At 64.6% G+C, this 25,087-nt stretch carries 24 protein-coding genes; 10 read left to right on the top strand and 14 right to left on the bottom strand.

The annotated features are described in order from the left end of the window. Positions 1–20 precede the first annotated feature (20 nt). Positions 21–854, bottom strand: a complete 834-nt coding sequence (locus tag VSX79_RS07815) for an outer membrane protein (RefSeq protein ID WP_179496592.1) — start codon at positions 852–854, stop codon at positions 21–23. Between the two features lie 171 nt (positions 855–1,025). On the opposite strand from VSX79_RS07815, the gene parE reads away from it, so the two are divergent. From parE to VSX79_RS07795, 4 genes are all read left to right on the top strand, one after another. Then, positions 1,026–3,005 (top strand): DNA topoisomerase IV subunit B, encoded by a 1,980-nt coding sequence (gene parE, locus VSX79_RS07810; protein ID WP_326915098.1) that lies wholly within the window; start codon positions 1,026–1,028, stop codon positions 3,003–3,005. An 83-nt stretch (positions 3,006–3,088) separates the two neighbouring features. Next, entirely contained in the window at positions 3,089–3,613 is a 525-nt protein-coding gene (locus VSX79_RS07805) for an RNA polymerase sigma factor (RefSeq protein WP_326915097.1), read from the top strand. Further along, positions 3,610–4,197 (top strand): hypothetical protein, encoded by a 588-nt coding sequence (locus tag VSX79_RS07800; protein WP_326915096.1) that lies wholly within the window; start codon positions 3,610–3,612, stop codon positions 4,195–4,197. Before VSX79_RS07805 ends, VSX79_RS07800 begins: the two co-directional genes overlap by 4 nt. Then, the gene (locus VSX79_RS07795) at positions 4,197–5,513 is read left to right on the top strand and encodes a serine hydrolase (protein ID WP_326915095.1); all 1,317 of its coding nucleotides are present in this window, start codon (positions 4,197–4,199) and stop codon (positions 5,511–5,513) included. The genes VSX79_RS07800 and VSX79_RS07795 overlap by 1 nt, the downstream gene beginning before the upstream one ends. On the opposite strand, the gene VSX79_RS07790 is transcribed toward VSX79_RS07795, so the two are convergent. The 7 genes from VSX79_RS07790 to uvrC all read right to left on the bottom strand — a co-directional run bounded on the left by VSX79_RS07790 (position 5,514) and on the right by uvrC (position 12,106). After that, positions 5,514–6,305, bottom strand: coding sequence for a LysR family transcriptional regulator (locus tag VSX79_RS07790; RefSeq protein WP_179496601.1), 792 nt, complete (start codon positions 6,303–6,305; stop codon positions 5,514–5,516). Next, on the bottom strand, positions 6,302–6,703 hold the full coding sequence (gene apaG, locus VSX79_RS07785; protein WP_179497422.1) for a Co2+/Mg2+ efflux protein ApaG: 402 nt from the start codon (positions 6,701–6,703) through the stop codon (positions 6,302–6,304). The genes VSX79_RS07790 and apaG overlap by 4 nt, the downstream gene beginning before the upstream one ends. A 17-nt stretch (positions 6,704–6,720) precedes the next feature. Beyond that, positions 6,721–7,926 carry a trans-sulfuration enzyme family protein gene (locus VSX79_RS07780; protein ID WP_326915094.1) on the bottom strand — a complete coding sequence of 402 codons (1,206 nt, stop codon included), beginning with the start codon at positions 7,924–7,926 and terminating at the stop codon, positions 6,721–6,723. 4 nt (positions 7,927–7,930) lie between these two features. Further along, entirely contained in the window at positions 7,931–8,932 is a 1,002-nt protein-coding gene (gene leuB / locus VSX79_RS07775) for a 3-isopropylmalate dehydrogenase (protein WP_407697278.1), read from the bottom strand. Between the two features lie 93 nt (positions 8,933–9,025). Then, positions 9,026–9,778 carry a DNA repair protein RecO gene (recO, locus tag VSX79_RS07770; RefSeq protein WP_326915092.1) on the bottom strand — a complete coding sequence of 251 codons (753 nt, stop codon included), beginning with the start codon at positions 9,776–9,778 and terminating at the stop codon, positions 9,026–9,028. After that, entirely contained in the window at positions 9,766–10,158 is a 393-nt protein-coding gene (locus tag VSX79_RS07765; protein WP_326915091.1) for a PaaI family thioesterase, read from the bottom strand. The genes recO and VSX79_RS07765 overlap by 13 nt, the downstream gene beginning before the upstream one ends. A gap of 13 nt (positions 10,159–10,171) precedes the next feature. Continuing rightward, a complete protein-coding gene (gene uvrC, locus VSX79_RS07760; RefSeq protein ID WP_326915090.1) occupies positions 10,172–12,106 on the bottom strand; it encodes an excinuclease ABC subunit UvrC in 1,935 nt (644 codons plus the stop codon). A 71-nt stretch (positions 12,107–12,177) separates the two neighbouring features. On the opposite strand from uvrC, the gene VSX79_RS07755 reads away from it, so the two are divergent. Beyond that, the gene (locus VSX79_RS07755; RefSeq protein WP_326915089.1) at positions 12,178–12,897 is read left to right on the top strand and encodes an SDR family oxidoreductase; all 720 of its coding nucleotides are present in this window, start codon (positions 12,178–12,180) and stop codon (positions 12,895–12,897) included. A 168-nt stretch (positions 12,898–13,065) separates the two neighbouring features. On the opposite strand, the gene VSX79_RS07750 is transcribed toward VSX79_RS07755, so the two are convergent. The 5 genes from VSX79_RS07750 to VSX79_RS07730 all read right to left on the bottom strand — a co-directional run bounded on the left by VSX79_RS07750 (position 13,066) and on the right by VSX79_RS07730 (position 18,835). Further along, positions 13,066–14,205 carry a zinc-binding dehydrogenase gene (locus tag VSX79_RS07750; RefSeq protein WP_326915088.1) on the bottom strand — a complete coding sequence of 380 codons (1,140 nt, stop codon included), beginning with the start codon at positions 14,203–14,205 and terminating at the stop codon, positions 13,066–13,068. 74 nt (positions 14,206–14,279) lie between these two features. Next, the gene (locus VSX79_RS07745) at positions 14,280–15,029 is read right to left on the bottom strand and encodes a 3'(2'),5'-bisphosphate nucleotidase CysQ (RefSeq protein WP_326915087.1); all 750 of its coding nucleotides are present in this window, start codon (positions 15,027–15,029) and stop codon (positions 14,280–14,282) included. Positions 15,030–15,031: 2 nt separating this feature from the next. Further along, positions 15,032–16,945, bottom strand: coding sequence for a sulfate adenylyltransferase subunit CysN (cysN, locus tag VSX79_RS07740; protein ID WP_326915086.1), 1,914 nt, complete (start codon positions 16,943–16,945; stop codon positions 15,032–15,034). After that, positions 16,945–17,850: a sulfate adenylyltransferase subunit CysD gene (cysD, locus tag VSX79_RS07735; protein WP_326915085.1), complete on the bottom strand. Its 906-nt coding sequence runs from the start codon at positions 17,848–17,850 to the stop codon at positions 16,945–16,947. Before cysD ends, cysN begins: the two co-directional genes overlap by 1 nt. An 82-nt stretch (positions 17,851–17,932) precedes the next feature. Then, positions 17,933–18,835, bottom strand: coding sequence for a LysR family transcriptional regulator (locus tag VSX79_RS07730; RefSeq protein ID WP_179496625.1), 903 nt, complete (start codon positions 18,833–18,835; stop codon positions 17,933–17,935). Between the two features lie 101 nt (positions 18,836–18,936). On the opposite strand from VSX79_RS07730, the gene VSX79_RS07725 reads away from it, so the two are divergent. The 4 genes from VSX79_RS07725 to VSX79_RS07710 are packed head-to-tail and all read left to right on the top strand — an operon-like array spanning position 18,937 to position 21,144. After that, positions 18,937–20,106, top strand: coding sequence for an isovaleryl-CoA dehydrogenase (locus tag VSX79_RS07725; RefSeq protein ID WP_179496627.1), 1,170 nt, complete (start codon positions 18,937–18,939; stop codon positions 20,104–20,106). Further along, entirely contained in the window at positions 20,103–20,453 is a 351-nt protein-coding gene (locus tag VSX79_RS07720) for a hypothetical protein (RefSeq protein ID WP_326915084.1), read from the top strand. The genes VSX79_RS07725 and VSX79_RS07720 overlap by 4 nt, the downstream gene beginning before the upstream one ends. Further along, on the top strand, positions 20,450–20,869 hold the full coding sequence (locus tag VSX79_RS07715) for a VOC family protein (protein ID WP_326915083.1): 420 nt from the start codon (positions 20,450–20,452) through the stop codon (positions 20,867–20,869). The genes VSX79_RS07720 and VSX79_RS07715 overlap by 4 nt, the downstream gene beginning before the upstream one ends. Then, positions 20,866–21,144 carry a hypothetical protein gene (locus tag VSX79_RS07710; RefSeq protein ID WP_326915082.1) on the top strand — a complete coding sequence of 93 codons (279 nt, stop codon included), beginning with the start codon at positions 20,866–20,868 and terminating at the stop codon, positions 21,142–21,144. The genes VSX79_RS07715 and VSX79_RS07710 overlap by 4 nt, the downstream gene beginning before the upstream one ends. 112 nt (positions 21,145–21,256) lie before the next feature. Here the strand turns inward: VSX79_RS07710 and VSX79_RS07705 are convergent, their stop codons facing one another. Next, positions 21,257–23,341 carry a M13 family metallopeptidase gene (locus tag VSX79_RS07705; RefSeq protein WP_326915081.1) on the bottom strand — a complete coding sequence of 695 codons (2,085 nt, stop codon included), beginning with the start codon at positions 23,339–23,341 and terminating at the stop codon, positions 21,257–21,259. A gap of 146 nt (positions 23,342–23,487) precedes the next feature. On the opposite strand from VSX79_RS07705, the gene VSX79_RS07700 reads away from it, so the two are divergent. Then, the gene (locus tag VSX79_RS07700; protein WP_179496637.1) at positions 23,488–25,086 is read left to right on the top strand and encodes a carboxyl transferase domain-containing protein; all 1,599 of its coding nucleotides are present in this window, start codon (positions 23,488–23,490) and stop codon (positions 25,084–25,086) included. The last annotated feature ends 1 nt before the right edge of the window (position 25,087 follow it).

Below are 25,087 nucleotides of genomic sequence, written 5' to 3'. Positions count from 1 at the left end.
CCCTTTCCGCTCCCAAGAGGTCAGAAGCGGTAGCTCAAAGTCCCGCGCACGCTGTGCGTCCGGAAATGCGGATCGCTGCGACGGATATCGGTCCCGCCGCCATTCAGCAGGAACGGATTGGTGTCGGGGGCCGAGCCCGCGCCGACGTTCACGACATAATCCTTGTCCTTGACGTCGGTGTACAGATATTCGAGCCCAAGCCCGATGTTGTTGGTGACCATCACCTCGGCCCCGCCGCCAACAGCATAACCCCACGCATTGGTCTTGCCGTTATCGTCAAAGCTGTTGGCGGTGTTCGTCGTGGTGAACTTGTTGTCGAGCCGGGCATAGGCGCCGCCGCCCGTGACATAGAGGAGCGCGCCGCCGCCGGGGGTGTAACCGGCACGCAGGCGGGCGTTCGCCTGATAATCCGCTTCACGGCTCATCGTGTAGCTCGCGGGGGTCGTCGAAAAGCCGCTGACGCTGTCGCGCGCGACGCTGTGGCCGCCCTCGACCACCGCGCCGACCACGAAATTGCCCATGCGCTTGTCATAACCGAGGCGGCCGAAGAATTCCGGACCGTCCTTGTCGTTGCGGCAGCCGCGATTGGCGGTGCCGGTGGCGGCGCCGTTACAAAAGCCGGGCGAAAAGGCGTCGGTGTCGCCCACGGTGTTCACCGGGTCGCCATATGTGCCATCCTGGTCGGTATCGAAAATCAGGGTTTCGCCGCGGTCGCTTGCCTGAAGCGATGCGCCACCGCCAACCGAGATATAAGGCCCGTCGAAGTCCTGCGACGGATCACGATTGTCCTGCGCGATGGCCGGAACGGCGATCATGGAAGCCGCCGAAACGGCGAGGAGAGCTGCGAATTTCATTGTTATTACTCCACTTTTTAATGACTTTGCAGTCGCCATCGCAACCCGGGGGCGCCCACCAAAGTTCCTTGTCCGTCCCGAAATGCGACGAGCCGAGCCCGTGGCGGGATGCGCGAGCGTGGCGCAAAACCGCGCTTGCCAGCGCCCTTCCCCGCCCCTTATAGCCATCCTATGAGTCACGATTTGTTCGACGCCGCGAGCCCCGCCACCGACAGCTACAACGCTTCGCAGATCGAGGTGCTGGAGGGGCTCGAACCCGTCCGGCGGCGTCCCGGCATGTATATCGGCGGCACCGACGAACGTGCGCTCCATCACCTTGCGGCCGAGGTCATCGACAACAGCATGGACGAGGCCGTCGCGGGCCACGCGACGCGTATCGAGATCACGCTGGATGTCGGCAACCGGCTGACCGTCATCGACAACGGGCGCGGCATGCCGGTCGATCCGCACCCGAAATTCCCGGGCAAGTCGGCGCTCGAGGTCATCATGACGATGCTCCATTCGGGTGGGAAGTTCGAGGGCAAGGCCTATGCGACGTCGGGCGGCCTTCACGGCGTCGGCGTCAGTGTCGTCAATGCCCTGTCGATCGAGACGGTCATCGAGGTCGCGCGCAGCAAACTGCTCTATCGCCAGAGCTTTTCGCGCGGCACGCCGCTCGGCGGGCTCGAAGAACTGGGCCCGACACCCAACCGTCGCGGCACCAGCGTCTCCTTCGTCCCCGACCCCGAGATCTTTGGCGAGCATGGCCGGTTCAAGCCGCAGCGCCTGTATCGCATGGCGCGCTCGAAGGCCTATCTGTTCGCGGGCGTCGAAATTCGCTGGAAATGCGCCTCCGAGCTGATCGGCGACGATACACCGGCGGAAGCGGTCTTTCAGTTTCCGGGCGGCCTTGCCGATCATCTGAAAGAACAGATCGGGACGCGCGAATGCGCGACTGCCGAGCCCTTCGTCGGGCGACAGGATTTTCCGAACGACCAGGGCCGCGCCGAATGGGCGATCGCCTGGCCGCTCTGGTCCGATGGATCGTACAGCTGGTATTGCAACACGATCCCCACCCCCGCCGGCGGAACGCACGAGGCGGGGCTGCGTGCCGCGCTCACCAAGGGGCTCCGCGCGTTCGGCGAGCTGATCGGGCAGAAAAAGGCCGCTCAGATCACCGCCGAGGACGTGTTCAACGGCGGTGAGATGATGCTGTCGGTCTTCATCCGCGATCCGCAGTTCCAGAGCCAGACCAAGGACCGTCTATCGAGCCCCGAGGCGGCGCGTCTTACCGAGAACGCCGTGCGCGACCATTTCGACCATTTCCTGTCCGACAATATGGACCGCGGTCGTGCGCTTTTGGGCCTTGTCCTCGACCGGATGGACGAGCGGTTGAAGCGCAAGGCCGAGCGCGAGGTCAAACGCAAGACCGCGACCAGCGGCCGCAAGCTGCGTCTGCCCGGCAAGCTCACCGACTGTGCGAACGACGGCCCCGAAGGCACGGAATTATTTATCGTCGAAGGCGACAGCGCGGGCGGCAGCGCCAAACAGGCTCGCGACCGAAAGACGCAGGCGATCCTGCCCATCCGCGGCAAGATATTGAACGTCGCGAGCGCCAGCGCCGACAAGATCCGCGCCAATCAGGAAATCGCCGACCTCGCGCTCGCGCTGGGCTGCGGAATGCGCAAGGATTGCGACGCCGATCGCCTTCGCTATGAAAAGATCGTGATCATGACCGATGCCGACGTCGACGGCGCGCATATCGCGACCTTGCTGATGACCTTCTTCTTCCAGGAAATGCCCGACATCGTGCGGAACGGGCATGTCTATTTGGCGCAGCCGCCGCTCTATCGCCTCACGGCGGGCAGCCTGTCGGCCTATGCCCGCGACGACGCGCACCGCGCCGAACTCGAAGCGACGATGTTCAAGGGCAAGAAGGTCGAAGTCGGGCGCTTCAAGGGCCTGGGCGAAATGAATCCGAACCAGCTCAAGGAAACGACGATGGATCCCGCGACGCGCTCGATGCTCCGCGTCACGCTGCCGCAGGAATATGAGGAGCGACACTTGGTCAAGGATCTGGTCGACCGGCTGATGGGCAAGCATCCCGAGCACCGTTTCCAGTTCATCCAGGCCAATGCGGCGAGTCTTGACGAGGCGGCGATCGACGCCTGACGAAAAAAGTTTTCACTCCTCCGTCAGAAAGTCGCGGCCCTGCCGACTAAAAGGGCATGCGACACGAAAGATTGGAGAATGAAGTGGCCGAGGGGGATCAGGATCGGCTTTTTGCGGAAGCGATTGATCGCTTCGGCGGTGCGCTCGCCCGGCTCGCGCGCGGCTATGAAGCCGATGCCGAGTTGCGGCGCGATCTCGAACAGGAATTGCAGGTCGCGCTGTGGCAAAGTTTCGCCACCTTCGACGGCCGCTGCTCACTCAGCACATGGGTATGGCGGGTCGCACACAATCGCGCGACGTCGCATATGCTCGCGAACAAGCGCCACGCGCAGCGCGGCTGGTCGTCGATCGAGGATGTCGAGATCGCCGACGCCGACGCCACGCCCTTCGCTCGCGCCGACAGCGAACACGCCATGGCGTTGATCCTCGGGATCATCGACCGGCTCGACCCGCCCGACCGACAGATATTGCTCCTCTATCTCGAAGGCGTTGCCGCGGCGGAGATCGGCGCAGTCACGGGGGTTTCGCCCGATGGCGTGGCGACCAAGATCCATCGCTTCAAATCCATGCTGACGCGCCGCTTCGCCGGCTCCGGAGATGCAAGATGACCGACTTTCCCGAAGACAAGGAGCTTCACGCCCTCTGGCATGGCAGCCAGCCGGCTTTCGAACCGCTCGCGCTCGACGAGATCAAGCGTCAGGCGGGACGCTTTGGTGACGCGATCCGCCGCCGCAATCGACGCGAATATATCGCCACGGCTTTGGTCGTCGCCGTCTTTGCCCTCTACACAGCGATCTTCACCGAACCGCTGATCAAGATCGGCAGCCTGCTGGTTATCGCCGGCGCGCTGGTCGTCGCGTGGCAGCTCGTCCGCCGCACCTCGCGTCCCGATCCCGACGCGGAGGCAGAGGACATCAGCGGCTATTACCGCGCCCGGCTGGTGCGCGAGGAACATATGCTTGCGCGCGTCGGCCGCTGGTATCTCGCGCCGTTCATTCCCGGCCTGCTCGTCTTCCTGCTCGGACAGGCCAAGGCGAGCGGCATGGGCGGCTCGCTCGTCTTCCTGCTCGTCGTTTCGTTTCAGCTGTTGGTGTTCGGCGGCGTATGGATGCTCAACCGCCGCGCCGCAGCCATGCTTCGCGCCCGGATCGCCCGGATCGATCGCGCGCGCACCATCGAAGGAAATAGGTGATGAACAAGACCCTTTTTACCGCCCTTTGCGCCGCAGCGATGACGATGCCGGCGGCTCCCGCGCATGCGATCCAGTCGCCCGAAATGGCGGCCGCCAGCAACACCGCCTTCGATCGCCGTGCGGCGCAACTCGTCGATCTGCTCACGGCGCGCATCGCCTTTGCCGACTATTTCGATCCGAGCTTTCAGACCGCCATACCCGAAGCGCAGTTCAAGGCGATCAACACCAGCCTCGTCGCGCAATATGGCCAGCCGCTGTCGGTCGAAAAGGCGACGACCGCCAATGGCCGTGCGGGCACGGTCCTGCTCCGCTTCGAAAAAGGCGTCGCGACGATAGCTCTGGAAGTTGGCCCCGGCACCGACGCGCGGGTCACCGGACTGCGGATCACGAACTTCGCGGCCGCCAACGACAGTTTCGACAAGGTCGCCGCCGAAATCGCCGCCTTGCCCGGCCGCACCGGTTTCCTCGTCGCCGAACTCGATGGCGACGCGATCGAACCGCTCGCCTCGGCTGGGGCCGATACGCAACTTGCGATCGGATCGACCTTCAAACTCTATATTCTCGACGAGCTGGCGGCACAGGTCGCGGCGGGCAAGCGCCGATGGTCGGATGTCGTGCCGCTATCGCACCAGAGCTTTTCGTCCGCCGGCACCGCGAACTGGCCGAAAGACACACCCGTTACCTTGCAGAGCCTCGCCAACTGGATGATTTCGGTCAGCGACAACAGTGCGACCGACACGCTGATCCACCTGCTCGGCCGCGAGAAGATCGAGGCGCGGATGCGCGCCGCCGGACACAGCGCCGCGTCGCGCAATATTCCCTTCCTGACCACCGTCGAGGCTTTCGCGCTCAAGGGCGACAATTTCGCCGCCGAACGCGCCGCCTTCATCGCCGGTGACGACAAGGCGCAACGGGCGCTCATCAACCGGAATGCTGACCGGCTGATTCTGTCCAACGTCGATGGCGTCAGCTTTTCGGGCGGTCCGCGCTTCATCGACAGTCTCGAATGGTTCGCCAGCCCGAACGACATTGCGCGCGCGATGATCGACCTGCGGGCGCGTGGTTCGGACACCGCGCTTGCCGCGATGGCAATCAACAATGGCGTCGGCGGCGCGGGCCCCGCCGAACCCTGGTCCTATCTCGGCTACAAGGGCGGCTCCGAACTCGGGGTAATATCGATGAGCCTGCTCGGGCAGCGCAAATCCGACGGCAAATGGTTCGTGGTAACCGCGAGCTGGAACAACCCCGACGCGGCGGTGGCGACCGACACGATGGTCGGGCTGGTCACGCGGTTGCTCGCGCTCGCGGCAAAGTGATCAGGCCGTCAGCGCGGCGACGAGCGCCTTGACCTTCGCCTGCCGCCATTGCGGGGTGGGGGCGACAAGCCAATAACCGCGCTTGACCGCAAACGCTTCGCGCACCAGGCGGACGCGGCCCGCAGCGATGTCGGCCTCGGCGAGCATCGCGGGAACGTTCGCCTGCCCCAGCCCGTTCGCTGCGGCGTCGATCGCAAGCCCGGCATCGCCGAGCCGCAGCGCCGGTTCGCCCTCGTCGGCGGGGCAGCCCGGCCATGCGATGCGCGTCTCGCTCTCGCTTCCCGGGCCCGCGACGGTGACCATGAGCGGGTCGGAAAGCGCCACGCCTTCATGCTCCCCCGCCCCGTCGGTCCAGAAGATCGCGAGATCTAGGTTGGCTTCGGTGAAGTCGATCCCCCCGTCGGCCGATACCAGGGTGAAGCGAACGTCGGGCGCCTGCTGGCTATAGCGCGCGAGTCGCGGCGCGAGCCATTTGGCGGTCAGGTCGCGCGGCGCGGCGATCGTCAGCGACTGCGACGATTGTCCCGCCTGCATCGCGCGCACCGATTCCTCGAACTGCAAAAAGCCCTGACGCAGCGCATCGAGGCCGGCATTGGCCTCACCGGTCAGCTCCAACCCCTTGGGCGTTCGGCGGAACAGCACGACGCCGAGCATATCCTCCAGCGCACGGATCTGCTGCCCGACCGCGGCGGGGGTCACCGCCAGTTCGTCGGCGGCGCGCGTGAAGCTCAGGTGCCGGGCAGCGGCGTCGAAGACGCGGAGCGCGTTGAGGGGCAGGTGCGTGCGCTTCATGACGCCGTCGCGGGCGCCTGAAGCGGAAAATGCGGGATCGCGACAAGCATCTGCGACCCGTCGCCGAGTTCCATCGCATAGCTGCCGACCATCGATCCTTCGGGCGTGGGCAGCGGACAGCCCGAAACATAATCGTAGGCGCCACCTGGCACGATCAACGGCTGTTCGCCGACGACGCCCTCGCCCTCGACCTCGCTGACCTGGCCGCGCCCGTCGCTGATGCGCCAATGGCGGCTGATCAGCTGCACCGCGTCGTCGCCGTGATTCTCGACGCGGACATGATAGGCCCAGAACCAGCGGCCAAGCGCGGGGTGCGACTGTTCGGGCAGGTAGCTGACCGCGACGCGCACGGTGATCGACCCGGTGGTCGCCGCAAAGGGGAAGAAGGAGTCGATCATCTCCATGGCAAATTCGCTCAAAGCCCCACGCGGGTCAATGCCTGGTCCAGATCGGCGATCAGGTCGCGCGGATCTTCAAGGCCGATGTTGATGCGCAGCATGCCTTCAACCACCCCCATGTCGGCGCGCGCCTCGGCACTGACGCCATAGTGGGTGGTCGACGCCGGGTGGCAGCAAAGGCTGCGGGAATCGCCGATGTTGTTCGAAATATCAACGAGTTCGAGTGCGTTGAGCAGACCCATCGCCTGTTCGCGTCCTTCGAGCACGAAGGAGAAGATCGGGCCACATGCCTCCATCTGGCTCATCGCCAGATTATGCTGCGGATGGCTCGCGAGGCCGGGGTGCAGGATGCGTGGAACGCGGCTTTCGACGAACTTGCCGACCGCGAGGGCGTTTTCGGATTGCCGCCGCGCGCGCAGGTCGAGCGTTTCAAGCCCCTTCAGCACCACCCAGGCATTGAACGGCGAAAGGTTGGGGCCGGTGTTGCGCTGGAACGGCAGCAGCACGTCGTTGATGAACTTTTCGGTCCCGCAGACGGCGCCGGCGAGCACGCGGCCCTGCCCCTCCATCAGCTTGGTCGCCGAATAGGCGACAACATCGGCGCCAAAATCCATCGGCCGCTGGAGCACGCTGGTCGCAAAGGCGTTGTCGACGACGGTCGTGATGCCATGCGCCTTCGCAACGCCGCAGACATGCTTCATATCGACGATATCCATCGTCGGGTTGGCCGGGGTCTCGAAGAAAAAGACCTTGGTGTTCGGCTTGATCGCCTTTTCCCACGCGTCATTATCGCGCCCGTCGACGACGGTGGTTTCGATCCCGAAACGCGGGCAGAGATGGTCGACGAGCCAGCGGCACGAGCCGAACGCTGCCTTGGCCGCGACGATGTGGTCGCCCGCCGACAGCTGGCACAGCAGCGCCGTCGTCATCGCCGCCATGCCCGTCGCCTGCGTGCGGCACGCCTCAGCGCCTTCCATCAGCGCGATCCGCTCCTCGAGCATCGCCACCGTGGGGTTCTGCAGCCGCGAATAGGTCATGCCCTGCGCTTCGCCGGCAAAGCGCGCCGCAACTTCCTCTGCGCTGTCATAGGTATAGCCCGAGGTCAGGAAGAGCGCCTCCGACGTTTCGCCATGTTCGCTGCGCCAGGTGCCGCCGCGCACCGCCTGCGTCGCCGGATGCCAGCTCTTCGTCCTGCTGCGATCAAAACCCGTGGTCTTCTTCATCATCTTATCCGTTCAATGCGGCCACGACCGCGTCACCGAGCGCCGCCGTTCCCATGTTTCCGCCGAGGTCGGCGCCGCGCGCACCATCGGCCAGTATCTTGGCGACGGCCGCCTCGATCCGCGCCGCGTTCGCCTCGTCGCCGCCCGAATGGCGCAGCAGCATCGCGAGCGACAATATCATCGCGAGCGGATTGGCTATGCCCTTGCCCGCGATATCGGGCGCGCTGCCGTGGATCGGTTCGTACAGCCCCTGCTTGCCTTCGCTGAGCGAAGCCGAGGCGAGAAGCCCGATCGATCCGACGCACATCGACGCCTGGTCGGACAATATATCGCCGAACAAATTGCCGGTCACGACGACGTCGAACTGGCCGGGATTGCGCACCAGCTGCATCGCGGCGTTGTCGACATACATATGGCTGAGCGCGACATCGGGATAGTCCGCCGCGACCTCGATCACGACGTCGCGCCACAGCTGCGAGGTTTCGAGCACATTCGCCTTGTCGACCGAGCAGAGCCGCTTTTGCCGACCCTGCGCCGCGCGGAAGGCAACGTGCGCGATGCGCCGCACCTCGCTTTCGCTATAGGACATGATGTCATAGCCTTCGCGCTCGCCGCTCGCCGTCGTGCGCGTGCCCTTTTCGCCGAAATAGACGTCGCCGTTGAGTTCGCGGACGATCAAGAGGTCGATCGCCGACGCGACCTCGGGACGCAGCGCCGAGCTGTCTTCCAACCCCGCGAACAGCTTGGCCGGGCGCAGGTTAGCGAACAGCCCGAGTTCGGCGCGCAGGCCGAGGATCGCCTGTTCAGGGCGCAGATGGCGCTCGACATTGTCGAAACGCGGGTCGCCGACCGCGCCGAAGAGAATGGCGTCGGCCGCCTTGGCCTTCGCGAGCGTTTCGGGCGGCAGCGGATGGCCGGTCGCTTCATAGGCCGCACCGCCGACAAGCGCGCGATCGAGGGTCACGGGACGCGCAAGCGCGGCGAGAAGCTTTTCGGCTTCCGCCATGATCTCCGGACCGATACCATCGCCAGCCAGCAGCAGGATTTTCAACGTCTCGCCCTTTCGTGTCTCGCCAGCCGCTTAGACAGCGGCGGCGCGTCACGCAACCGCCCTGCCCAGCCGGTCGATCAATCTTTCCCTTACGGTGAGCAAGTCGCGGTTTCGCCCGTCGAGGAGATCGCGGGCGAGGAAGTGACCGGTGATCGCGAGGAAGTCGAGAATGTCGGTCATCGTCGGATCCGGTACGCGTTCGTCCGGATTGTCGTTCCGCATGAACGGCGGAAGGCGAAGGAGGCGTTTTTCATATCCGGCGGCGGCGGCGGCACTGACCGCGCCACCCGATTTGGGACTTACGAAAGCAATATCCCCGGTCGATCCCGTCACGACACATTCGCTGAGATCGAGGCCGAAGCCCAGCTCCGCGAGCAAAAGAAGCTCGTAACGTCCCAACGCAAGCGCCCACTGGCGCGCCGACGCGGCAACGCCGATAGCATCGAGCACCGCGAGCAGAACCGAATAAAGCGCCGGATAAGGCTGGTTTTCGGGCAGCGTCGCCGCCGTGAGGCACGTCACCCAGTCGATCGCGGCGGCCGCCAGCGGCTCGGCGAGCAGCGGCGCGCGGCTCTCCAGAAGCTCGACCGTCGCGCCCCCAAGCTGCTCCTCGGTCCGTGCGCGCAGTTCGATCGCGACGAGATTGCCCGGCATCAGGATCGGGCGGAGCCGCCGCGACCGCCCGCCGCGCACATAGCCTGCGATCAATCCGGCTTCGTGCGTCAGCGCGCGCAGGATCGCGCCATGCTCGCCATGCGCACGCACCGCGCAGACGATGGCATCGGCGGTCAGGCTGGCCAAAGCACCATCTGCGTCTGCGTCACCAGTGCGACGTCGGCGCCATCCTCGGTACGGATGCGCGTCTGCCAAACCGACAGCCGCTTGCCGACCTTCACCGGCGTCGCTTCGCCGACCAGCACCGATCCCACCGGGCCCGCGCCAAGGAAGTTGGTCTTGCTCTCGATCGTCGTCGTGCCGCTCGCCCCTTCGGGCAACGTCAGGAACGCCCCAACCGCGCCGAGGCAGTCGGCAAAGGCCATGATCGCACCGCCATGGACGATCCCGCCCGCGGTGCAGATGTCGGGCCGCACGGGCAGCTTGCCCGCGACACGCTCCTTGCTGCCTTCGTCGATCGTGATGCCGAGCGTCCCTGCCAGCGGCATGGCTGCTGCAAAATCCATCTCCGTCTCTCCCTCATCGTCCCGAATGATAGAAATCATGCACCGCCTGCGCGACCGCGGCGCTGACGCCCGGCGCCTTCTGCAGATCCTCGAGGCTCGCGCCGCGCACCGCGCGCGCGGTGCCGAAGTGCATCAGCAGCGCCTTCTTGCGCGCCGGACCGATCCCAGGCACCTCGTCGAGCGGCGAGCTGCCCATCGCCTTCGCGCGTTTCTGCCGATGCGCGCCGATCGCGAAGCGGTGCGCCTCGTCGCGCAGCCGCTGGATATAGAAAAGCACGGCATTGTTCGGCGGTAGCGTGAATTCGCGCCCGTCGGGATGGTAGAAGGTCTCGCGTCCGGCGTTGCGGTCGGGGCCCTTGGCGACCCCCACATAGGTCAGATCGTCGATGCCCAGTTCGGCGAGCACCGCGCCCGCCGCCGACACCTGCCCCTTGCCGCCGTCGATCAACACCAGGTCGGGCCATTCGCCCTTCGTCCGCTCGGGATCCTCCTCGATCGCGCGCGCGAAGCGGCGTTGGAACACTTCGCGCATCATCGCGAAATCGTCGCCCGGCATCGTCTCGGCGCGCTTGATGTTGAACTTGCGATAGGCGCCCTTGATCCAGCCCTCGGGCCCCGCGACGACCATCGCACCGAGCGCATTGGTGCCCTGGATATGGCTGTTGTCGTAGATCTCGATGCGCTGCGGCGGATTTTCGAGATCGAACAGCTCGGCAAGTTCGCGCCCGAGCTTCGCCTGGCTGCTGCTCTCCGCGAGCCGCCGGTCGAGTTCCTCGCCGGCATTGCGCACGGCCTGTTCGAGCAGGCGCCGGCGGTTGCCGCGCTGCGGCACGCTGATCTCGACCTTGCGGCTGCCGCTTTCGCTGAGCGCCTCGGCGAGCAGGGCGCATTCGTCGGGCTCGCGATCGACGAGGATAAGCTTCGGCGGCGGCACGCCTTCGTAAAATTGCATCAGGAAGCTCGCCATCACCTCGGCCTCGGGGACCCCCGACACATGCGCGGGGAAGAAGCTGCGGTGCCCCCAATTCTGCCCGCCCCGGATGAAGAAACCCGCGATGCACAGCTGCCCGCCCTTCGCGGCCAGCGCGAACACATCGGCGTCGCCCAGCCCGTCAGCGTGGACCGACTGGCTGCCCTGGATGAATGTCAGCGATTTCAGCCGGTCGCGGATCACCGCCGCCTGCTCATAATCCATCGCGTCGGCGGCCTTGGTCATCGCGTCGCCGAGCCGTTTCTGCACGGCGGTCGAACGCCCCTCTAGAAAATCCTGCGCGTCGCTCACCAGCCCCGCATAATCTTCCTTGGAGATGCGATCGACGCACGGCGCGCTGCACCGCTTGATCTGGTAGAGCAGGCACGGGCGCGAGCGATTGGCGAAAAAGCTGTCGGTGCAGCTGCGCAGCAGGAACGTCTTTTGCAGCGCGTTGAGCGTCTGGTTCACCGACCCCGCACTCGCAAAGGGGCCGTAATAGCGCCCTTTCGCGCGCCGCGCGCCCCGATGCTTCTGCACGCGTGGAAAGTCGTGATCCATGCGCAGCAGGATGAAGGGAAAGCTTTTGTCGTCGCGCAGCAGCACATTATAGGGTGGCCGATAGCGCTTGATCAGCTGCGCCTCGAGCAGCAGCGCCTCGGCCTCGCTCGTCGTCGTGACGATCTCCATCGCGCGCGTCTGTGAAACCATGCGCTGCAGCCGCTGCGGCAGGCGCGCGACTTGCGTGTAGTTGGTCACGCGATTCTTGAGCGCCCGCGCCTTGCCGACATAGAGCACGTCGCCGCGTGCATCGAGCATTCGATAGACGCCCGGCCGCGCGGGGAGTTTGCGCACGACGCTGCGGATCGCCTCGGCGCCGCGCTCGAGGTCGGGCTGGTCGCCCTCCCCCTCTCCTCCGCGGATGACATAGGTCGCTTTTTCTTCGTTGAATCGGTCGGGAGCGTTCGGGCGGGCCATGATTTTGCATGTAGGCGATGGCGATGCGAGCCGCCATAGTGCGCAAGGTAAAAGCTCATGGGAGGGGTCGCATGAATATCAAGGGAAAGCTCGCGCTGGTCACCGGCGGTAGCGACGGCATCGGGCGCGAGATCGCGCTGCAATTGCAGGGCGCAGGCGCCGAGGTCATCGTCACGGGCCGCTCGGCCGAGAAATTGCAGGCGATGGCAGGGCTCGGCTTCGGGACGATCACGAGCGACATATCCACGCCGTCGGGCGTCGATGCCATCGTCGCTGGTGTGGCGGGCAAGCCGCTCGCGTTGCTCGTCAACAACGCCGGCGTCGGCAGCGAATATGAGTTGGACCGGCCTGAAACACTCGACAATGCGGCGCATTGCATCCGCACCAATCTCGACGCGCCGATCGCGCTCTGCACGCGGCTGTTGCCCGTGCTTCGCGCCCAGCCCGAAGCCGCGATCGTCAACGTCACGTCAGGCCTCGCGATCGCCCCTCGTGCGGGCGGGTCGGTCTATTGCGCAACCAAGGCGGGGTTGCGCAGCTATACGCAGGCGATCCGCCACTTGCTCAAAGACAGCAATGTCCAGGTGATCGAGGCGCTGCCGCCCGTTGTCGAAACCAACATGACCGCGGGCCGCGCAGGCAAGAAGATGAGCGCGCACGATTGCGCGGCCGAAATCGTACGTGGCATCCGAACCGGCAAGAGCGAGGTCAATGCCGGGACGGTGAAGCTTCTGCAACTGGTGCACAGCATATCGCCCGCGCTCGCGCGGCGAATCATGATCCAGTTTTGAGGCGGCGACGCGGCGAGACCCGTTTGGTGACAGCGGATATTCGATCGGTCCCGTGCACCCCGGCGAAAGCCGGGGCCCAAGACTGCCAAGACTGCTTTGCCTTGCTGGGCCCCGGCTTTCGCCGGGGATCACGGGCAATATTATCGTCAAAGACCGACTCGATCATCCTCACCCATGCGGTTTGATCAGATATTTCTCGCCCGTCCGCTTCGCATTATACGCCTGCGCCGTATCGACATTCAGCGCCTCGGCCAGCGAGACTTCGTGGCTATAGTGGCTCTTGAACGTCGTCGTCAGCTCGTCGACCACGCGCTTGCGCATCCGCCCCACAACTTCCGGTCCGGCCTTCGCCATGAAGGGTGTGAGGAGGAAACCCGAGAGCGACCAGGTCAGGCCAAAGCTGCGCGCCGAAAAGGTCGTCGGCGACAGGTCAAGCGCGCCGTAGATATAGACCTGCTTGAACGTGTCGGAGCCGTAACGGCTGTAGGTCGTCATCGTCCGCACCGCCGCCGCTTCCATCGCGGTCAGGATCTGGCCCGCGAGCTTGCCGCCGCCGGTGGCGTCAAAGCCGAGCGTCGCGCCGGTTTCGGCGATCGCGTCGATCAGCCGCTCCATGAAATCATCGGCGCTGCTATTGACGATATGTTTCGCGCCGATGCCCTTCAGGATTTCGACCTGCGCGGCGCTGCGCACGATATTGACCAGCGGAATGCCGTCCTTCGCGCAAATCTTGACGAGCATCTGGCCGAGGTTCGACGCGGCGGCGGTGTGGACGATCGCGCTGTGCTTCTCCATCCGCATCGTCTCGGTAAAGGCAAGGCTGGTCAGCGGATTGACGAAGCAGGAGGCGCCATCAGCGGGGTCGGTGCCGTCGGGTAACTGCATCACCATCTGGACCGGGAGGCAGCGATATTCAGCGTACATTTCGCCGCCGAGCAGTGCGACGGTCTTGCCAAGCAGCGCCTGCGCTTCGGGCGAATCACCAGCCGCGACGACCGTGCCGCAGCCTTCGTTGCCGATCGCCAGCGCTTCGCCGATGCGCCCCGCCATCGCACGCATGCCCGCAGGCGGCACGTCGGCGGTAATCATGGGCAGCCCGTCGCGCGTCGAGGCTCGCGCGGTCGACATGTCAGCGCCGCCGAACAGCAGGCCGAGGTCCGACGGGTTGATCGGCGCGGCGAGCACCTTCACCAAAACCTCATGCGGTTTCGGCGTCGGCATCGGACGGCGCTCGATCGACACTTCGAGCTGCCCTTCGGGCTTCACAAGCGTCAGCATGGTAAGATTGGTTTCAGGCAGGTCGGTCATAGCGCATCTCCCGTTTTCGGTTTTTCGATGCAACGGATTAAGGCGCGGCCGCGCCGCTGGCAATGCCCTGCCCGTCAGCCCGGTGAATATAATGCGGCGAGGCGCAGCACTTCGGCGGCAAGCCCTTTCCGGCAGATCAGCAGGTCGGGAAGATAGGTGTCGGGATTGTTATAACGGATCGGCGAACCATCCACGCGGCTGACGTGCAAACCGGCCGCCTGCGCCACCGCGACGGGCGCACAATTGTCCCATTCATACTGGCCGCCGGTGTGGAGATAGATATCCGCCTCGCCGCGCACGACCGCCATCGCCTTGGCCCCTGCCGAGCCCATTGCAACAAGCTCGGCGCCAAGTTTCTCCGCTACGAAAACGGCTTCGGCCGCAGGGCGCGTCCGGCTGACGAGCATGCGCAGCGGTTCGTTTGCCGGTTGCTGCGCGGCGGGGGCCCCCGAGGTCAGCGTGATGCCGAGCCCAGGCAGCGCGACCGCGCCGACGGTTGCGACGCCATCGACCGCGAGCGCGACATGGACCGCCCAATCGTCTCTGCCCTCACCATATTCGCGGGTGCCGTCGAGCGGGTCGACGATCCAGACGCGGCTCTGTCCGCAGCGCGCGACATTGTCCTTCTCTTCCTCCGAAAGAAGCGCATCGGCGGGACGTGCAGCACGGATTTCCCGGCAGAGCATAGCGTTGGCCTGCTCGTCACCCGCCTTCCCTAGCGCCTTGCCTTCGAGGTCGCCGCGCGCACGCAGGTCAAGCAGGATCGCCCCCGCTTCGGTTGCCAGCCGTTCGGCCAGTTGTTCGTCCGTTTCCCCCGCAGCCATATCTATCCCAGCAAGCGATCGATGATCAGGTCGGCCGCTTCGTCGGGCGTCATTGCGGTCGTGTCGATCCGAATTTCGGGGTTCTCGGGCGCTTCATAAGGGCTGTCGATGCCGGTGAAATTCTTGAGCTGGCCGGCGCGCGCCTTTTTATAGAGGCCCTTGACGTCGCGCCTCTCCGCCTCCGCCAGCGGGGTGTCGATGAAGATTTCGAGGAACTCACCCTCGGGCAGCATGCTACGTACCATTTCGCGCTCGACCCGGAAGGGCGAGATGAAGGCCGTGATCACAATCAGGCCCGCGTCGCTCATCAGCTTGGCGACCTCGCCGACGCGGCGGATATTCTCGATCCGGTCGGCCTCGGTGAAGCCGAGATCGCGGTTGAGCCCGTGACGGACATTGTCGCCGTCGAGCAGGAAACTGTGGCGATTCATCCGGTGCAGCTTCTTCTCGACGAGGTTCGCGATCGTCGATTTACCCGACCCCGACAGGCCGGTGAACCAGAGCAGCGCGGGCCGCTGGTTCTTGAGGCTCGCGCGCATGTCGCGGTCGATGTCGGTCGCCTGCCAATGGACATTCTGCGCGCGGCGCAGGCTGAAGTGCAGCATGCCTGCGGCCACGGTCGCATTGGTCAGCTTGTCGATCAGGATGAAACCGCCGAGCGTGCGGTTGTCTCCATAGGCCTCGAAGGTGATCGGCTTGTCGGTCGACAGTTCGACGACCCCAATGCCGTTGAGTTCGAGCGTCTTCGCCGCGAGATGGTCGAGCGTGTTGACGTTGATCTCATACTTCGGCTGCTGGATCGTCGCTGAAACGCTCTGCGTCGCAAGCTTCAGCCAATAGGCGCGGCCCGCGATCATCGCCTCGTCGGCCATCCATACCAAAGTCGCCTCGAACTGGTCGGCGGCTTCTGGCGGGGCATCGGCAGCGGCGATCACGTCGCCGCGCGAACAATCGACTTCGTCGGCGAGCGTCAGCGTCACCGACTGGCCCGCAACGGCCTCATCGAGGTCGCCGTCGAGCGTGACGATCCGGTCGACCGTCGTCGTCTTGCCACTCGGCAATATGCGAACGGCGTCGCCGGGCTTGATCTTGCCGCTCGCGAGCTGCCCCGAGAAACCGCGAAAGTCCAGGTTCGGGCGGTTGACCCATTGCACCGGCAACCGAAACGGTTTCGTCTGGTCAGCGGCAACGCCGATCTCGACATTCTCGAGATGCTCGATCAGCGCCGGCCCCTTGAACCAGGGCGTGTTCTCCGACAACGCAGTGATATTGTCGCCCTTGAAGCCCGAGATGGGGATCGCGGTAAAATTCGTGATCCCGATCTCGCTCGCGAAAGCGCGATAGCTCAGCAGGATACGTTCAAAGACGCCCTTGTCATAGCCGACAAGGTCCATCTTGTTCACCGCGAGCACGATATGCTTGATGCCGATCAGTTGCGCGAGGAAGCTGTGGCGACGTGTCTGTGTCAGCACGCCCTTGCGCGCGTCGATCAGTATGACCGCAAGATCCGCGGTCGAGGCGCCGGTGACCATGTTGCGCGTGTATTGCTCGTGCCCCGGCGTGTCGGCGACGATGAACTTGCGCTTTTCGGTCGTGAAAAAGCGGTACGCGACGTCGATCGTGATCCCCTGCTCCCGCTCGGCGGCGAGGCCGTCGACGAGCAGCGCGAAGTCGATCTCCTGTCCCTGCGTGCCCACGCGCTTGCTGTCGGCTTCGAGCGCGGCGAGCTGATCCTCGAAGATCATCTTCGAGTCATAGAGCAGGCGCCCGATCAGCGTCGACTTGCCGTCATCGACCGAACCGCAGGTGATGAACCGAAGCAGCGACTTCTTCTCATGACCCGCGAGATAGGCGTCGATATCCTCGGCGATCAGCGCGTCGGTCACGTAAACAGGAGTGTCGGAGGAATTTGGCATCAGAAATACCCCTCCTGCTTCTTCTTTTCCATCGAAGCATCGCCGCCATCCTTGTCGATGATGCGGCCTTGCCGTTCGCTGGTCGTCGTCAGCAGCATCTCCTGAATGACTTCGGACAGCGTCCTGGCCTGGCTCTCGACGGCACCGGTGAGCGGATAGCAGCCGAGCGTGCGGAAACGCACCGAGCGGAGGGCCGGCACTTCGCCTTCCTTCAACGGAAAGCGGTCGTCGTCGACCATCAGCAGCAGGCCGTCGCGCTCGACCGTCGGGCGCGGGGCGGCGAAATAGAGCGGGACGATCGGGATATTTTCGCGCGCGATATATTGCCAGATATCGAGCTCGGTCCAGTTCGAGATCGGGAAGACCCGGATGCTTTCGCCCTTCGCCTTGCGGGCGTTGTAAAGGTTCCAGAGTTCGGGCCGCTGCTTCTTCGGGTCCCAGCCATGGGTCGCGGTGCGGAAGGAGAAGATACGCTCCTTCGCGCGGCTCTTTTCCTCGTCGCGCCGCGCGCCGCCAAACGCGACGTCGAAGCCATGAAGATCGAGCGCCTGCTTCAGCCCTTCGGTCTTCCACATATCGGTGTGCAATGGGCCATGATCGAAGGGGTTGATCCCGCGCGCCTTCGCTTCGGGGTTCTGGTAGACGATCAGCTCCATGCCGCTTTCTGCGGCCATGCGGTCGCGCAGCTCGTACATCGCCTGGAACTTCCACGTCGTATCGACGTGGAGCAGCGGAAACGGCGGCGGCGAGGGATAGAAAGCCTTGCGCGCGAGATGCAGCATCACGGCGCTGTCCTTGCCCACGCTGTACAGCATCACGGGCTTGGCCGCGTCGGCCATCACTTCGCGCATGATATGGATGCTCTCGGCCTCCAGCCGGTCGAGATGGGTCAGCGTATCGGTCATGCCCCGCCCTTGCCGCCCCTCCATGAAGCGATCAAGCTGTATGGCCTTTTGGCGCTGCAAGCCAGACTTGTGAGGCCGGTCGTTATGTGGCGACATCGACCTTCGCCTGCCGCCACTCGGCCGCAATCGCGCCGATCGTCTCGCGCGCATGCGCCAGCCGCGGCGCGATTTCGGGCAGCGCGGCCCAGGCGGGATCGGCGATCAGTCCCAGCTCGCGGCGAAAGTCGTAGCCCGCAACCTTGAGCGGGACAATCCCGTCGATCGCCAGCGACACCGGCGCGGTGGTGATGCCGATGCCTGCGGCGACCATCCGCAGGCATCGCTCGTCGCTTTCGCTGCGCAGCGCAAAACGCGGGCGCACGCCGTGGCGCGTGAAGAACCGGCTCGTCGCGTCCAGAAATTCGCACGAGCGGCGCGCGATCATCGTTTCGGCCGCGAGTTCATCGGGCGTGACCTCGATCCGGCCGACGAGCGGATGGTCGGCGGCGATGAACATCGTCAGCGGTTCATCATAGAGCGGGGTGACGGGATGGCCGCGCTCGCCGGGCCGAAGCCCGGCAATCGCCATATGGATGCGCGCGCTGCCCAGCGCGGCGCGAAGCTCGGCATCGCTGTTTTCGACGATCTCGATTGCAAAACTCGGCCGCAGCGCCGCGACGATCGCCTGCAACAACTCGCCGGGCACCGACCGGATAACGCCCAGCTTCAGCTCGGACGCGTGCCGGTCGCTTTCGCGGCCGAAGCCGTCCGCCGCGCGGAATCCCCGGTCGAGATCGCGCGCGATCGGCAGAAAGCGCCCGCCCGCCTCGGTCAGGCGGATCTGCCGGCGATTGCGCAGGAACAGCGGCGTCCCGACAAGCCTTTCCAGCTCGGCGACCCCGGCCGATAGCGCCGGTTGGGTGACGCGGATGCGCGAGGCGGCCTGTGTAAAGCTGCCCGCATCGACGACCGCGAGGAATTGCCGGATATGCGCGCGTTTTATCATAGATTTTACTTATGCCAAACCGCGAGCGCTTTCAATTTCCATATGCTAGAATTTTGATGCACTATCTTGGGACCATCCGGCCCTCGATCGACAGGTAATCCATGCGCGCCACCCCCGATTTCGACTTCGCCCTCGGTGAAACCGCCGACATGATCCGCGAAACTACCGCCCGCTTCGCCGACGAACAGATCGCCCCGCTCGCGGCCAAGGCCGACGCGGAGGATTGGTTCCCCCGCGACGAGCTGTGGACGCAGATGGGCGAACTCGGCCTGCACGGCATCACCGTCGAGGAGGAGTTCGGCGGCCTCGGCCTCGGCTATCTCGAACATGTGATCGCGGTCGAGGAAGTGAGCCGCGCCAGCGCCGCGATCGGCCTCTCCTATGGCGCGCACTCGAACCTTTGCGTCAACCAGATCCGCCGTTGGGGGAATGCCGAGCAAAAGGCCAAATATCTGCCGAAGCTGATTTCAGGCGAGCATGTCGGCAGCCTCGCGATGTCGGAGGCGGGCGCGGGCAGCGATGTCGTGTCGATGAAGCTGAAGGCCGACAAGGTGCAGGGCGGCTATGTCCTCAACGGCACCAAATTCTGGATCACCAATGCGACCCACGCCGACACGCTCGTCGTCTATGCAAAGACGAGCCCCGAAGCCGGTTCGCGCGGCATCACCGCCTTCCTGATCGAAAAGGACATGCCGGGGTTTTCGATCGGGCAAAAGATCGACAAGGTCGGCATGCGCGGCTCCCCGACCGCCGAGCTCGTCTTCGCTGACTGCGAAGTGTCCGAAGAACAGGTCATGGGCCCCGAAAATGGCGGGGTCGGCGTGCTGATGTCGGGGCTCGATTATGAACGCGTCGTGCTCGCGGGGCTCCAGCTCGGCATCATGCAGGCGTGCCTCGACACCGTCATTCCCTATGTCCGCGAACGCAAGCAGTTCGGCAAGCCGATCGGATCGTTCCAGCTGATGCAGGCAAAGGTCGCCGACATGTATGTCATGCTCCAGTCGGCGCGTTCCTATGTCTACAATGTCGCCAAGGCGTGCGACGCGGGGCAGACGACGCGCTTCGACGCCGCGGGCTGCATCCTGCTTGCCAGCGAAAATGCGGTGAAGGTCGCGGGCGAAGCTATCCAGGCCCTCGGCGGCGCGGGCTATACCAAGGACTGGCCGGTCGAGCGTTATTGGCGCGACGCCAAGCTGCTCGACATCGGCGCGGGCACCAACGAAATCCGCCGCATGCTGATCGGCCGCGAGCTGATCGGCGCGGGGGCGTGATCTGGCTCTGGCTGTCGGCCGCCTTCATGGTGACGACGGCCGGAGTTCATTCGGTTTTGGGTTATCGACGACTGATCGTGCCGTTGCTGCGGCGCCGCGAAGGCCCGCTGTCCGACGCGCTGACGCGCCGCATCATTCGGTTCGCATGGCATGCCACGGCGGTGCTGATGCTGATTTCGGCGGCGGCGGTCGCATGGCCCGGAACGCCGAAGCAGCTCCTTATCGTGATCGGCCTGAGCTGGCTTGCCACGGGCCTGTTCGACGCCGCCTATACCAAAGGCCGCCATATCGCGTGGCCAGCGCTCAGCGGCGCCGGCATCCTTGCCCTGATCGGCGCGTTGGCATGAGCGTGCGCGGGCTTGTCCATCATATCGACCTGACGGTCACCGACAGGGAGCGGTCGCGCCGCTTTTATGACGCGGTGCTCGGCTTTCTCGGTTATCGGCGTTCGGCGGACCATGATCATGGCAGCGATTGGGATCGCGAGGGCGAACCCTTTCATTCGATCGGCATTATCGAGGCCCGCGGCGAGGGAGCCAAGCGCACGCATGACCGCTATTCGCCGGGTTTGCATCATCTTGCATGGACCGCGGAGAGCCGGGACGATGTCGATGCGCTTCATGCCTTGCTGCGCGACATCGATGCAGAAGTGCTCGATGCGCCCGCAGATTATCCCCGCTATGGGCCAACCTATTATGCGGTCTTCTTCGCCGATCCCGACGGGCTGAAGCTCGAATTCGCTTTCGGATCGACCGGCCAGTGAGCGACACGCTTCTGACCGTCCTGCAATATTACGGCGCGGGCGCGGCGACGCTCGCGGCGCTGGTGGTGTCGCTCAACCTCGGGCGGCGCTGGACCGGCTGGGCATTCGTTATCTTCGTGACGAGCAGCATTGCACTGATCGCATGGGGTTTTCTGCAACCCGATAGCGAAGGCATCGGATGGCAGAATATCGCGCTGCTGATCATCAACGCGATCGGCGTCTATCGTTACCTTATCCTCAAGAAGCCTGACGACGAAGGGACGTCAGATGAATAGCGTCATTGCGAGGAGCGAAGCGACGCGGCAATCCAGAGCGGGCGTAAACCGCCCTGGATTGGTTGGCCTACGGCCACCTTCGGCCCGCTACGCTCGCAATGACGAGGTTGACTTAACCCCAGACGCGCACGCGCTTGTCGGGCGCGAGGTAGAGCTTGTCGCCTTCCTTGACATCAAATGCCTTGTACCAGGCGTCGAGGTTGCGCACCGTCAGCGCGCGGTACATGCCCGGTGCATGGCCGTCGGTCGCGACGCGCGCGCGGAGCGCCTCGGCGCGCATCTTGGTCGCCCAGGTCTGCGCATAGGCGATGAAGAAGCGCTGGTCGCCGGTGAAGCCGTCGATCACCGGCGCTTCCTTGCCCCCGAGCGAGGCGCGATACGCATCGTACGCCGCCTGAAGCCCGGCCACGTCGGCGATATTCTCGCCGAGCGTGAGCTTGCCGTTGACCGCCAGATCGGGAAACGGCTTGTAGGTGTCGAACTGCGCGGCAAGCGCATCGCCCGCGGCGTCGAACTTCGCCAGATCCGCCGGGGTCCACCAGTTGCGCAGCGCGCCGGTCGAATCGAACGCCGCGCCATTATTGTCAAAGCTGTGGCTGATCTCATGCCCGATCACCGCGCCGATCGCGCCATAGTTGAACGCCGGGTCGGCCTTGGCATTGAAGAAGGGCGGCTGAAGGATCGCGGCGGGGAAGTTCAGGGCGTTCTGGACGGGCAGGTTCACCGCGTTGACGGTCTGCGGAATCATCCACCATTCGCCCTTGTCCATCGGCTTGCCGATCTTGGCGAGTTGGTGCGCATATTCGGCCTTCTGTCCCGCGACCTCGTTCGCATAGGCGTCGGACGCGCTGACCGTGTAGCTGCCATAGTCGCGCCAGCTGTCGGGGTAGCCGACGCCCACTGCAATGGTCTCGACCTTCTTGATCGCTTCCTTCTTGGTTTCGGGCGCCATCCAGTCGATGCCGTTCACGCGCGTCGCGAAGGCGGCCTTGATGTTCTTCACCATGTCGCCGACTTCGGCCTTGGCCGAGGCGGGGAAATATTTGTCGGCATAGGCCTTGCCCACCTCGTCGCCGAGATAGGTGTCCAGCGCGTCGAGCGCGCGCTTTTCGCGACTGCGCTGCTGCGGCGTGCCGGAGAGCGTCGTGCCATAGAAAGCGAAATGCGCGCTATCGATTGCGCTCGGCAGCACGTCGGCGTGACTGTTGATCTGGTGGAAGGCAAGCCAGTCCCTCCAGGCGTCGAGCGGTTCGGACGCCACGAGCGCCGACAGGCCGGTGATCGCTTTCGCATGATAGGCGCCGAACTTTGTGGCGCCCTCAAGCTTGGCGGCGCTCATGAACGCGGGCCAGTCGATGCCGGGCGCCTTCTTGGCGAAATCGGCCTTGGCCCAGACGTCAGCCGACTTGGTGAAATCCTCGCTCTGCTCACGCGTCGCGTGGGCCTTGGCGATCTTGACCTCGAGGTCATAGATGCGCTTCGCCTTCGCCGCGGCGTCGCTCTGCCCGGCGGCGGTCAGCAGCTTGGCGATATAGTCCTGATAGGCAGTACGAATGCTCGCCATCTTGGGATCGGCCGACAGATAATATTCGCGCTCGGGCATACCGAGCCCGCCCTGCAACAGATAGGGGATCACTTCGCCCGGCGTCGCGAGTCCCTGCGTTACGAACACGCCGAACAGATTTTCGGTCTGGAAGTCGGTGGCGTTGAGCGGATCGACGTCGGCGCGGAGCTGTTCGCCGAGGACCTTCGACAACGCGGTCTTGTCGGTAATCGCGGCGAAGCGCGCGAGGTCGGCGGCGACGGGCTTCATGCCCGCGGCGTCGATCGCCTTCACATCGGTGTAAGCCTTGTAGAATGCCGCGATGCGGCCGTCGTTGGTCCCCGGCTCGCCGCCCTGCTGGACGATCGCGCCGATCAGTTCGCGGTTGCGCTTTTCGGTCTCGAGCTGCGCGACGTAAAAAGCACCGATCGACGAGCGGTCGGCGGGAATTTCATTCGCCTTGTCCCAATTCCCGTTGGCATAGGCGTAAAAGTCGTCGCCGGGCTTGGCGCTCGTGTCCATCGCTGCCTTGCCGATCCCGATATCGGTGCCGACCGTGTAAGCGGCGGAGCTATCCTTGCCGCTGCTGCAGGCGACGGGCCCCGCGAGAACGGCGGCGGTGGACAGGAGGACGGCGAAGACAGCTTTTTTCATGGAAATGACCTTGTTTTGTCACGGATAGGCAGGCGGCCGACGCGTGGGAAAATCCGGTTTCAATTCCAACCATTTTCGGCCTGCTGCGCTTTTCAATCGACGAGCGGCGGGTTAGTTCCGAACGGGCTACAGGGAGAGACGATACAGTGAGCGCACCGGTTCTCGGCACGAATATCAACGCGGACAGCGACGAATATCGCACGCGCAGCGCGCATAATCGCGCGCTGACCGACGCGCTGCGGACGGCGGTCGCCGAAGCTGCGCTCGGCGGCAACGAAAAGTCGCGAGAGCGGCATAGGAGCCGCGGCAAGCTGCTGCCGCGCGAGCGCGTCGAGCGATTGCTCGATCCGGGCTCGCCCTTCCTCGAAATCGGCCAGCTCGCGGCGAACGACCTCTACGACGGCGAAGTGCCCGGCGCGGGGCTGATCTGCGGGATCGGCCGCGTGTCGGGGCGCCAGTGCATGGTCGTCTGCAACGATGCGACGGTGAAGGGCGGCACTTACTATCCGATGACGGTCAAGAAGCATCTGCGCGCGCAGGAGATTGCCGAGGCGAACCGCCTGCCCTGCATCTACCTCGTCGACAGCGGCGGCGCGAACCTGCCGCATCAGGACCAAGTGTTTCCCGACCGCGACCATTTCGGGCGCATCTTCTTCAACCAGGCGAATATGAGTGCCAAGCGCATCCCGCAGATCGCCTGCGTGATGGGGAGTTGTACCGCGGGCGGCGCCTATGTCCCCGCGATGTCGGACGAGACGGTGATCGTGCGCAACCAGGGCACGATCTTCCTTGCCGGCCCGCCGCTGGTGAAGGCCGCGACGGGCGAAGAAATCAGCGCCGAGGACCTCGGCGGCGGCGACCTGCACGCGAAAAAGTCGGGCGTCGTCGACCATCTCGCCGAGAATGACGAACATGCGCTGACGATCGTTCGCGACATCGTCAGCCACCTCGGCGAGGACAAGGGTTTCGAGATTGCGCTTAAAGATCCGCGCCCTCCCAAATATGATGGCGAAGAGCTTTACGGCGTCGTCCCTGATGACGTCCGCGCCCCCTATGATGTGCACGAGGTAATCGCGCGCATCGTCGACGGCAGCGAGTTTCACGAATTCAAGGCGAATTACGGGAGCACGCTCGTCTGCGGCTTCGCGCATATCTGGGGCATTCCGGTCGCGATCCTTGCGAACAATGGCGTGCTCTTCAGCGAAAGCGCGGTCAAGGGCGCGCATTTCATCGAGCTCGCGCAGCAGCGGCGCATTCCCCTGCTCTTCCTCCAGAATATCAGCGGCTTCATGGTCGGCGGCAAATATGAGGCCGAAGGCATTGCAAAACATGGTGCAAAGCTGGTGACGGCCGTGGCAACCGCGACGGTGCCGAAGATTACCGTGCTGATCGGCGGCAGCTTCGGCGCAGGCAACTACGGCATGTGCGGACGCGCCTACAGCCCCCGCTTCCTCTTCACCTGGCCCAATGCGCGGATCAGCGTGATGGGCGGCGAACAGGCGGCATCGGTACTGGCGACCGTCCACCGCGACGCCGACAAATGGACGCCGGAAGAGGCTCAAGCCTTCAAGGCGCCGATCCGCCAGAAATATGAGGATGAGGGCAATCCCTACCACGCGACCGCGCGCCTCTGGGACGACGGCATCATCGACCCCGCCCAGACGCGCGACGTGCTTGGGCTAGCCTTCGCGGCAACGCTGAACGCCCCGGTCGAGGACCGCGGGTTCGGCGTGTTCAGGATGTAAT

The sequence above is a fragment of the Sphingopyxis chilensis genome, from assembly GCF_035930445.1.
Lineage (GTDB): Bacteria > Pseudomonadota > Alphaproteobacteria > Sphingomonadales > Sphingomonadaceae > Sphingopyxis > Sphingopyxis chilensis.
This window is presented reverse-complemented; position numbering and strand designations above follow the sequence as displayed.